This is a genomic window from Paraglaciecola sp. 20A4 (genome assembly GCF_011378905.1).
GTDB lineage: Bacteria > Pseudomonadota > Gammaproteobacteria > Enterobacterales > Alteromonadaceae > Paraglaciecola.
On sequence record NZ_WTPY01000034.1, the window covers coordinates 37,997 to 48,224 of the forward strand.

General features: G+C 43.3%; 9 protein-coding genes. 5 read left to right on the forward strand and 4 right to left on the reverse strand.

Annotated features, from left to right (window positions below; translation table 11 throughout):
- Window positions 1–47: 47 nt before the first annotated feature.
- The 3 genes from GQS54_RS20330 to GQS54_RS20340 are packed head-to-tail and all read right to left on the reverse strand — an operon-like array spanning window position 48 to window position 5,535.
- Complete coding sequence (locus tag GQS54_RS20330) at window positions 48–1,451, reverse strand: CsiV family protein (RefSeq protein ID WP_166425750.1); 1,404 nt, start codon at window positions 1,449–1,451, stop codon at window positions 48–50.
- Window positions 1,451–4,933 (reverse strand): transcription-repair coupling factor, encoded by a 3,483-nt coding sequence (gene mfd / locus GQS54_RS20335; protein WP_166425751.1) that lies wholly within the window; start codon window positions 4,931–4,933, stop codon window positions 1,451–1,453. Before mfd ends, GQS54_RS20330 begins: the two co-directional genes overlap by 1 nt.
- Before the next feature lie 5 nt (window positions 4,934–4,938).
- Window positions 4,939–5,535 (reverse strand): PilZ domain-containing protein, encoded by a 597-nt coding sequence (locus GQS54_RS20340; protein WP_166425757.1) that lies wholly within the window; start codon window positions 5,533–5,535, stop codon window positions 4,939–4,941.
- A gap of 290 nt (window positions 5,536–5,825) precedes the next feature.
- On the opposite strand from GQS54_RS20340, the gene GQS54_RS20345 reads away from it, so the two are divergent.
- Together GQS54_RS20345 and GQS54_RS20350 are read left to right on the forward strand one after the other, a co-directional pair.
- Window positions 5,826–7,037, forward strand: coding sequence for a lipoprotein-releasing ABC transporter permease subunit (locus tag GQS54_RS20345; protein ID WP_166425758.1), 1,212 nt, complete (start codon window positions 5,826–5,828; stop codon window positions 7,035–7,037).
- A gap of 155 nt (window positions 7,038–7,192) precedes the next feature.
- Window positions 7,193–7,750 carry a phosphoribosyltransferase family protein gene (locus tag GQS54_RS20350; RefSeq protein ID WP_166425752.1) on the forward strand — a complete coding sequence of 186 codons (558 nt, stop codon included), beginning with the start codon at window positions 7,193–7,195 and terminating at the stop codon, window positions 7,748–7,750.
- A 181-nt stretch (window positions 7,751–7,931) separates the two neighbouring features.
- Here the strand turns inward: GQS54_RS20350 and GQS54_RS20355 are convergent, their stop codons facing one another.
- Complete coding sequence (locus tag GQS54_RS20355) at window positions 7,932–8,465, reverse strand: YHS domain-containing (seleno)protein (protein ID WP_166425753.1); 534 nt, start codon at window positions 8,463–8,465, stop codon at window positions 7,932–7,934.
- Between the two features lie 212 nt (window positions 8,466–8,677).
- Here GQS54_RS20355 and GQS54_RS20360 point away from each other — a divergent pair, with 212 nt between their 5' ends.
- The 3 genes from GQS54_RS20360 to GQS54_RS20370 all read left to right on the forward strand — a co-directional run bounded on the left by GQS54_RS20360 (window position 8,678) and on the right by GQS54_RS20370 (window position 10,119).
- Entirely contained in the window at window positions 8,678–9,139 is a 462-nt protein-coding gene (locus GQS54_RS20360; protein ID WP_166425754.1) for an MmcQ/YjbR family DNA-binding protein, read from the forward strand.
- A 283-nt stretch (window positions 9,140–9,422) separates the two neighbouring features.
- Window positions 9,423–9,620, forward strand: a complete 198-nt coding sequence (locus GQS54_RS20365; RefSeq protein WP_166425755.1) for a CsbD family protein — start codon at window positions 9,423–9,425, stop codon at window positions 9,618–9,620.
- A gap of 337 nt (window positions 9,621–9,957) precedes the next feature.
- A complete protein-coding gene (locus tag GQS54_RS20370) occupies window positions 9,958–10,119 on the forward strand; it encodes a DUF1328 domain-containing protein (RefSeq protein ID WP_006994792.1) in 162 nt (53 codons plus the stop codon).
- The last annotated feature ends 109 nt before the right edge of the window (window positions 10,120–10,228 follow it).

Genomic DNA, 10,228 nt, shown 5'->3' on the forward strand with positions numbered 1-10,228 from the left:
TTATTTCTAACCTAAATCAACCGTTGTCTTAATCATTAGCGCGTTAGCTATTCACTTTTGGGCGGCTCGTAGCGGCGAATTTGTACCACCATACCAAACAAAGGGTGGTCAAAATAATGTAGCTGTTTAGAGATCACCCGTCGAAGCTGATCAAAGTGATAGCTTTGTAAAAAGTTATTCGGTTTAACGTCTATTTCGCCTGGTAGGGCTAACGTTATTGGTGCCCTGAAATCCAAATTACTGTCGATATGCAAATAAGGTGTGCGACCAACATTTTGTAGGTAAACACTAAAATCACCTTCTAACTGCCACAGTGGCTGTTCGGCTACTTGGGTAAAGTCTTGCTGATCGATACTGGATACATTGGTGCCAGTTGAAGGCTCACTCAAATCGACGATTTTGGCCGGCTCTGGTGAGCGCAACGCGGCATTTATTTGCGCAAATAAGGTATCATTCGATAAACCTATTGAGTCTTTTTGTTGTGCCATATCATCGGCTAAAAAACGACTATCTTGATTTTCAGATTGTACTTTTTCAATTTTTCGTTGGCCATCCTGAGCAAATTCAGTGGCGTAATTTTTACCTGCAATTAACTTGAAGGGCTGGGCGTTATCATGACCAAACACTACAGGTTGGCGCCAAGTAACGTGAAGTATCGGCGTCAAATCTTTTTGCCAGCGAATATGTTCCTCAAGTTTAGCCAGTTGTTGCTCACTTTTAGGCAGTAAATAGGCGCTTCGGCGATTGGGCCATTCTACGCCATCAATACTCAGTGGAACGCTCGTTGGTTGAGGATCGGGTATGAGGCGATCATATGGCCCAGCCAATAAAATTCTGTCCTGGGAAAAGCTACATGGCAGCGTTGCAGGAAGCTGCCAATTGACCCATTTAGGTGGGGTCATCGTGTATTGATAACTGACTAAGTCTGTATCTTGTGATCCGCTCAGTTCTTCATCGTCTGAATTATTACCGTCGACTTGGGCGAGGCTATCAGGAACATTAGCGGCTGAGTTCATATCCAAAACGCTTTCTGTCGGCGGATTTAATGGCGTTTCAAGATATGAAAAATCAGCGACGGTAAATATTTCATTTACTAGGGCTACCGGTTGTTCACCCTCTGGATCTTGCTTATTTGAACTATCCCCGACTGAGACGTCGCAAACAGGCAAGCCAGCACTCACGTATGTAAGGTTCGGCGATATGTAATCGCTGAGTAAATCAAGGGCGGTAGGCGAGGCAAACTTGGGCCCTTGATGATCAAAGCTCTCGGCAATAGATTGCGTCGCTATATCGCGTTTGAAAACGATAACCTCCACATCAAACCACCAGTCATTGGCATGAGCACGTGTGGCTGCGGCACAACTTAACGCTAACACTGTGACAGCGAGCGTTGGTTTACCCCATTTTTTCGTGGATATTGATGTGGAACGATGACTAAAAAATTTTGGCATTAAGCGGCTCGCAGTTGCTGGCTAAACTCATTTAACATATCCAGGATAAGTTGCAGTCTATCGCTGGCTGATTCAGTTGGCACATTAAACTTCAATTTATTTGCACCTTCCAAACGGTAAATGCGCGGCTGAGACTGGATAAGTTTAATGATAAAACTTGGGTCTATTTGGGTTTTATCTGAAAATTCGATTGCACCACCTGCATTATTAGCTTCAATTTTACTGATACCTATTTTCTTGGCAACGAGCTTCATCAAGCTTATTTGCACAAGGTTCTTGGCTGCATCAGGTAGTAAGCCGAAACGATCAATAAGTTCAATTTGTAACTCGTTTATCTGTCTTTCGTCTTTGCAACTGGCAAGCTTTTTATATAACGACAAACGTGTATTCACATCATTAATATAATCGTCTGGGAATAACGCAGGTAGCCTCAGTTCAATCTCAGTTTGATTCGCCAAGGCAGCATCTAATGACGGCTCTCTGCCTTCTTTTAATGCTTCAACCGCTTGTTCGAGCATTTCCATATACAGGGTAAAGCCAATGGTGGTGATTTGCCCTGTTTGATCGTCACCGAGTAGCTCACCTGCACCACGAATTTCTAAATCGTGGGTGGCTAAGGCAAATCCAGCACCTAAATCTTCAAGTGAAGAGATGGCATCAAGTCGTTTAATGGCATCTTTGGTCATGCGTTTTGGATGAGGCGTTAGCAAGTAAGCATAAGCCTGATGGTGTGAGCGTCCGACCCGACCACGCAATTGGTGTAATTGAGCTAAACCAAGGTGATCAGCTCGGTCCATAATAATGGTATTAGCGGAGGGCACATCGATACCGGTTTCGATAATCGTGGTACACACCAATACATTATGTCGCTGGTGGTAAAAATCACCCATAACTTTTTCTAATTCACGTTCGCGCATTTGACCGTGACCAATGGCCACTCTGGCTTCCGGTATTATCTCGGCTATTTCTTCGGCTGTACGCTCAATACTTTCGACTTCATTATGTAGAAAGTACACTTGGCCACCACGCAATATTTCTCGCATAATCGCTTCACGAATAAGTTCTTTACTGCGCTGGTGAACAAAGGTTTTAATCGCTAAGCGTTTGGCTGGTGGTGTGGCAATAATCGATAAATCACGCATACCAGATAATGCCATATTTAGCGTTCGCGGTATCGGCGTGGCGGTTAAGGTTAAAATGTCTACGTCTGAACGAAGGGCTTTAAATTTCTCTTTCTGGCGTACGCCAAATCTGTGCTCTTCGTCTATCACTACCAAACCCAAGTCAGCAAATTTAATATCGTTTTGCAGAAGCTTATGCGTGCCGATGACAATATCGACTTTGCCATCGGTTAAGCCTGCCATTACGTCTTTTTGATCTTTGGCGCTGGCGAAACGAGACATCACTTCAATCTTGAAAGGCCAATCGGCAAAGCGGTCTTTAAAGTTTTCATAGTGTTGCTGGGCCAGTAGAGTCGTGGGCACTAAAATTGCCACCTGTTTACCTTGATTCGCGGCGATAAAAGCGGCTCGCATGGCAACTTCTGTTTTACCAAAACCTACGTCACCACAGACTAATCTGTCCATTGCATTGCTACTGCCCATATCTTGAATGACGGCATTAATGGCTTGTTGTTGGTCTAAGGTTTCTTCAAAAGGAAAGCTATCGCTAAATGCCTGATATTCGTCCCAAGCTATTTTATAAGAATAGCCGGGTTTCGCAGCGCGTCTGGCGTATACATCAAGTAACTGAGCGGCTACGTCTCGCACCCGCTCGGCAGCTTTGCGCTTGGCTTTGCTCCAAGTCTCGGTACCCAGATTATGCAGCGGGGCTTTTTCAAGATCGCCACCACTGTAGCGACTAATTAAATGCAAAGCCGATACGGGCACATATAGCTTGGCTTGTTTGGCGTATTCAATAGACAAATATTCTGTAGTGATCCCGCCTGCGTCTAATGTTTGCAGGCCAAGGTAACGTCCTACGCCGTGATCTAAATGCACTACTGGTTGGCCAATAGCAAGTTCTGCTAAATTGCGGATAACCGCATTCTCGTCGGTCGCTTGGCGTTTATCCCGCAGACGACGCTGGCTTATTTTGTGGCCAAGTAACTCGGTTTCCGTGATAAACGCCAGCTCGTGATTGTCTTCAAATAAGACGAAACTGTGTTCCGCTAAACCGATAGTGATGCCTATCTGCTCTTTACTTTTATTAAAGGCGTCTAGGTGGTCAAACGCTTTGGGCTTAATGCCAGCCTTAGACAATAAATCCAATAGGCTTTCCCGTCGACCTTGAGATTCAGCGCTAAACAAGACTTTGCTATCGCTTTTAAGCCAGTCTGCTACTCGCTGCTTGAGCGTTGCCCACGGCACTTTGTTTTGCGACTTAATCGCGATATCACCGATGGTGCGAGTTTCGAAATTTGTTACCCCCGCTTTTTGCTCTTTGGCGTTGTGATCGATAGTGATGCGCGGCCATTTTTTAAACGCGCCAAACAGTTCTTCGTTGCGTAAGAATAGATCTGCAGGTGACATTAATGGGCGGCTTAAATTATAGCGTAATTGATCGTAGCGCTCGTTAACATCCTTCCAGAAAAATTCACAGGCATTGGCTAAGTCGCCATGCATCATTAACAACGTATCAGGATGCAGATAATCGAATAAGGTTGCTGTTTGTTCGAAAAATAGTGGTAAATAATACTCAATGCCGCCGGGCATCATTCCTTTACCCACTTGATAATAAAGCGATTCTTTGGAATTGTTCGGATCGAATTTTTCTAGATACTGCTGGCGAAATAGTGCGATACCGTCCTTATCTGTGGGAAATTCCCGGGCGGGCAATAGTTTGATTTCATCAATTTTGTCGCCAGAACGTTGACTGTCGGGATCAAAGTAGCGAATGCTGTCAATGTCGTTATCGAATAAATCGATTCGAAACGGCTGCTGACTACCCATTGGAAATAAGTCAATGATACTGCCACGTATAGAAAACTCACTATGGCCCATAACCTGATTAACATGTTGGTATCCTGCACGCTCTAGACTTAAGCGAAATGCATCAAGGTCTAGGGTTTGATTGACCTTTAAGATCAGCAAATATTTACTTAGATAATCAACCGGCGCCATGCGCAGCATTAAGGTATTTACCGGCACAATAAACACACTGTTTTGGGCTTGCGTTAGGCGGTACAGGGTTTCAAGGCGTTGGGAAATAATATCTTGATGAGGGGAGAAATTATCATAAGGCAGGGTTTCCCAGTCGGGGAAAAGCTGTACCTGCACTTTTTTGCCAAGTAAGAAAAAGCTTAATTCTTTTTCTAATTTCATCGCGCTAGGGGTGTCAGCGGTAACCAACAGGATTGGCCCTTTGGTTTGACCTGCTGCATTAGCAATCGACATGGCTAAGCTACTGCCATGAAGATTGCCCCAGTGAATAGCATCTCCTTGGCCCTTGGCTAAGGTGGGATTAAAAATACTTGTTGTCATGTAAGTTAGTCGTTCTTTTGGTGCTTGGCGCGTTTGCGAAGCTGCGCCGTTTGAAGATGTAAACTGGCACGTACGAGAAGATCTTGGTCTTCTTCACGAATACAGTTATAAATGAGTGAAACGTGGTATCTATCGCCTACTTGCTGACATTTGATGACTTCGCCATAGCAAAAAATTGCCGACGCTTCTTCTTTTAGAAATAGCTTAAGTTCAATGTTTTGCTCAACACTATAGGCTTCATCACACATTACGATTATGCCGCCCCCACCAAACTTAAAAGACTCGTAAGCAAGGCTAGGGTCATCTTGTTGTTGCAAGACTAAAGACATTAATAGGTCTATTTTACGGGATTGGGCATTTAAAAAATTAGCCAGTTCGACCGCGTGCTCACCCAAATTACGCAGGGGTCGCAGTGCCTGAGCATCAATTGCGGTAGCTTCACTTGCCACGCGAAAGGCATAGGGCATATGGTCGCTTAAGTCTTCTACTTCCGGCAGCACAAAATTTGCCTCAAGCGCTTTGAAATTAACGCGAATAGCGTGCTCTATGGTGAAGAACTCATTAAACTGCTGCTGTTTCTCTTCAAGGCTTAAGCCGTGCATGTATTCTCCGCTATTTATTCCGCCACTTAAGGCCTGTCTCTTAATCATTTACTCGGCAACTAACTGACCAGCTCAACCCAAGGTAAATATAAGATAAATTCCAAAGGTTCTTAACGTTAACTGCGTTGGTTTAACATTGTAACCTTGTTTGCGCTATGACCAGAGCGTATTATTCAAAAAACGTTTTACTTTACCATGAGTTAAGCGATTATTTATTACCACGTTTGATGCGCACCGTTATAGTTAACGCTGAATTATCCTTAACCCCTGGCCAAGAGTCTATTGCAAGCATGTTTCACTCTGTTTCCGCATTTATCGGTTTGCGTTATGCAAAATCATCTAAAGGTAACCATTTTATTGCGTTTATCAACGCCTTTTCAGCCATCGGCATTGCGCTTGGCTTGATGTCTTTGATTGTAGTTTTATCGGTAATGAACGGTTTTGAAGGAGATTTAAAAGACCGTATTCTAGGTATCGCACCACATGTTGTGGTCGATACGCGCGGTGCTAATAATGAGATCATTTCTGCGCTTGGGCAGTTGCCTGGCGTTTTGGCTACCAGTGACTTTATCGAAACCGAGGGGGTGATTCAATCGCCTCGAAGTTTAGAGGGCGTAATGATCCAAGGCGTAGAGCCTGAGGTGACCGAACAGCATTCTATTATCGCCGACAATATGTTGGTAGGGCAGATCAGTGATTTAACTCCCGGCGGCTACGGCATTATTGTCGGGCGAGCACTGGCAACACGAATTGGTTTGCGAGTAGGGGAACAAACGCGAATTATTTCAGCCGAAGGAAGTGTTTTTGGGCCTTTTGGACAAATGCCCAGCCAGCGTTTATTCACTGTGGTTGGGGTGTTTGATGTAGGTTCAGAGCTTGATGCGAAAGTAATTTTGATGAACATTAAAGACAGCGCCAAACTTATGCGCAACAGAGTCAGTCGTATCGCGCAAACCCGCTTGTTCCTGCAGGATCCGTTTGAGTATAAAACGGTGGTAGAGCAAATCACTGAATTTGGGCTGGCAAGTGATGATTGGCGCACACGTCAAGGTCCATTATTTGATGCGGTTAAAATGGAAAAGAACATGATGGCGTTAATGCTGCTGCTAATTATTGCTGTGGCAGCCTTTAATATCGTATCGGCATTGGTCATGGTCGTCACTGAGAAAAAAGGAGATATCGCAATATTGCTAACCCAAGGGTTATCTCGGGGGCGTATTATGCAGGTATTTTTATTTAACGGCTTATACAACGGTATTAAAGGTACGTTTTTTGGTGCCCTAGGGGGCTTGATATTGGTTAGCCAACTAAACAATATACTCAGTATACTGAATGTGCCAATTATGGCTGCCACAGGGGGCGAAGGCTTACCTGTTATTATGCATTGGCAGCAAATCGTTATGCTCATTTTGTTTTCGTTATTATTGTGCTTTGTTGCCAGCATTTATCCTGCTTATCGGGCGTTAAAAGTTGACCCAGCTAGCGCCTTAAAATACGAATAAGCCAGTGCGCATGGTGTTGGGTAAGTCATAAATATGCAATATTGCCCATCTCTTATTGCATAATTTCAGTGTATAATGGGCGATGTTTTCATATTCGCACGCTGGCTTGTAGTGTTATGCAGTCAGCGGCAGTTCACGCTTTAAAGGGTTTTTCGATGGAAAAAACATTTATCACCGCTCAGCAATTATTAGAAGATTCATTCCGCTTAGCATCAAAAGTATACGAAGACGGTTTTCGTCCCCAGTTCATTATTGGTATTTGGCGAGGTGGTGCGCCCATCGGTATCGCAGTGCAAGAGTATTTCGATTTTAAGAAAGTAGAGACAGATCACATCGCTGTGCGTACCTCTTCTTATTACGGTATTGATCAACAATCAAAAACGATCAAAGTTCATGGTTTACATTACTTGATTGAAAATGCCAATGCAGAAGATGACTTGCTAATCGTAGATGATGTTTTTGACTCTGGGCGTAGTGTTGATGCATTGATCACTCAGATCAAGAAGTTATCTCGCGCAAATATGCCTAAAAACGTGCGTATTGCGTGTCCTTATTACAAGCCAAAGAATAACAAAACGGACATCGTTCCTGACTACTTTGTGCATGAAAGCGAAGAGTGGTTGGTGTTTCCCCATGAGATTTCAGGTTTGACGCCAGATGAAATTATTAACGGCAAAACGGATTTGGCTAACGTGCGAGATATTTTGATTTAAAGTATATTAAACCAGCGCCAAGGTTTTATATTAAGGAGCATTAACGCTCCTTTTTTTGTGTCTGAATATTCGAGCAGTGAAACATCCGAATCGCTTGCATTGACTGCCAAGTGTTCATCTAATCAAATGCTTTATCTAAACAGACACATTAGGCATTGTTGTATAGCGTTACATTAACCGCTTAAAAACTAAATAACTTAACCGTATTATTGGTTTTCCAGCGTTTTTTGGCTGCAATTTGCTCATGACGTTTTTCAGATTCGAACATCCAATGTTTATTTGCCGCAACAAGATTGTTACCAGCGTTTTGTGCCCATTGAGTGCGGGCTTCCTGGGAAACGAACATGTACAACTTGCCTTCTTGCAGCATATAAATAGCGGGGTTGGCTATCACGTCTTTTTCCATCACGAGTGATTGCGCACACAGGCCACCAAATTCGGGTAGATACTGAGCAGGATTTTTAGCAAATTTTTGTTGATTCTCTTCACTGGTAAAGAGGTAACGTTCGCCATGATAAACAGCTTGAAAGGCATCATTACCCTTTTGGGCACCGCTTAAATTGAAATATGTAGTTGCGTCATATCCCCCTAATGCAAGTGTGGCCTGTTTTTCAAGTGATGCCCTGTCAATTGATTCGGCTGACGCTACGTTAATCCCTAAAACGCACAATGTTAGGAATATCCCGGCGAGTTTGAGTAATTTATTGCTGAACATATTGTAGAGTCCTTTACGGCTGAATTGTTGTTTTGTATTGGTAGAGACAAGGCGAGTAACAATAATCTTGCAAAGACGAAGCGAAATATTTCAAACTCGAAAAGTAAACACCGGGGAAAACGCACTACTATCAGGACTTGGTAATAGGTTTATAGGTAAAATAAGGTTTATAGTAAAGGCCGTTGCTTTGGCTACATTGCGCTTAATTAAATATGAAAATTCACACATACAAGCAAACCCACAGTCAGGCATTTTCTGACGCTCGTCGATGGCTACTAGATTTCCCTGAAACCGCTGAAGACTTCCCGTTTGGCCCTGACGTAGCGGTGTTTAAAGTCAAAGGTAAAATGTACGCCACGCTAGCTGCTGAGAAAATCGCTAAACAGAGCAAGCAGAGCCAAAGCGTTGAGATCCCGTTCATTACTCGTAATGCTGACCAAGTGCACGAATACAGAATGAACCTCAAATGCGATCCACAAGAAGCCATTATGCTACGTGATGTATTCAGTGCGGTCATGCCTGGCTATCATATGAATAAGCAACATTGGAACACGGTGAAGTTAGATGGCAGCCTACCGCAAGGTGAGCTTAAGCGTATGATCCATAACTCATATATGCTGGTGGTCAATAAGTTGCCGAAAAAAGACCAAGTGTCGATCTTGCTCCACCTATAGTGTTCGCTTTATGACATCGCATGATTAATAGCCCACTTAGCAGCACTAGGTGTGAAGCCCTGTTAATGCTTAGCGACAAGGAATAGATAAAACGGGCACGTGACACCGGCAGTATGGCCTTTTCCTCACTTTTTAGTGAATATATCTGATAGTGAATATATCTGAAACCTTCAAGAGCGTTACTTAACAATCCTCGCAGTGGCACGTTGATTGCTATTCAACCTATGAAGTACTTCTGTACACAGCACAGTGTTCAGATAATTTTCCACTATAGGAGAGATGTATGAATCAAGATCAAGCTGAAGGAAATTGGAAACAGTTGAAAGGTAAAGCCCAGCAGAAATGGGGTGATTTAACTGACGATGATGTGGATAAAATGAAAGGCAGCCGCACAGAATTAATTGGAAAAATTCAAGAGAAGTACGGTAAGTCCAAGGAAGAAGCGGAGCGCGAGGTAGACGAGTTCTTTAATAGCAAATAGCGTTTACTGCCAAAAGCTTTTTTAAAAGCGCGTGAAGAAGATACCCCGCAATAACGGGAAGTGTCTTCGACACGCGCTTTCTTGTTTGCGCTTACCTACAACATCATAAAAAAATCTCATCGAACTGTCTATTTAATAGCATTGCGCCAGACGTTGTGCCGCGTGAAAATTTTACACTAAGGTCATAAATTTATTCAAAGCTAAGACGTGAGATTAAATCTAATGCAGGTATATTTTAAGCCGCTAGGCCGCATAGTATAAGGTTTTCGAACTTTTCAGTTAAATTGGCACAATTGAAGCATTAGTTAAAGTCCATAAATCATGATAAGGAATGTGTATGTTACGTTGGGCTGTTATTTTTCTCGTTATCGCACTGGTTGCAGCAGTGTTAGGTTTTGGCGGTATTGCAGGTTCTGCTGCCGGCATCGCAAAGATTATTTTCTTTGTATTTCTCGTACTACTGGTTATCTCAGTGGTCATGGGCCGAAGGAAAGTCTAGCTAAATTTATTGTGAATAGGCTGCCAGCGGGCTAATGCCGATCAGTTAAGAAATATTTTAGCGATCGGTTGACCGATCCTCAGAACCGTTCAAAATCCGATGAGTCATT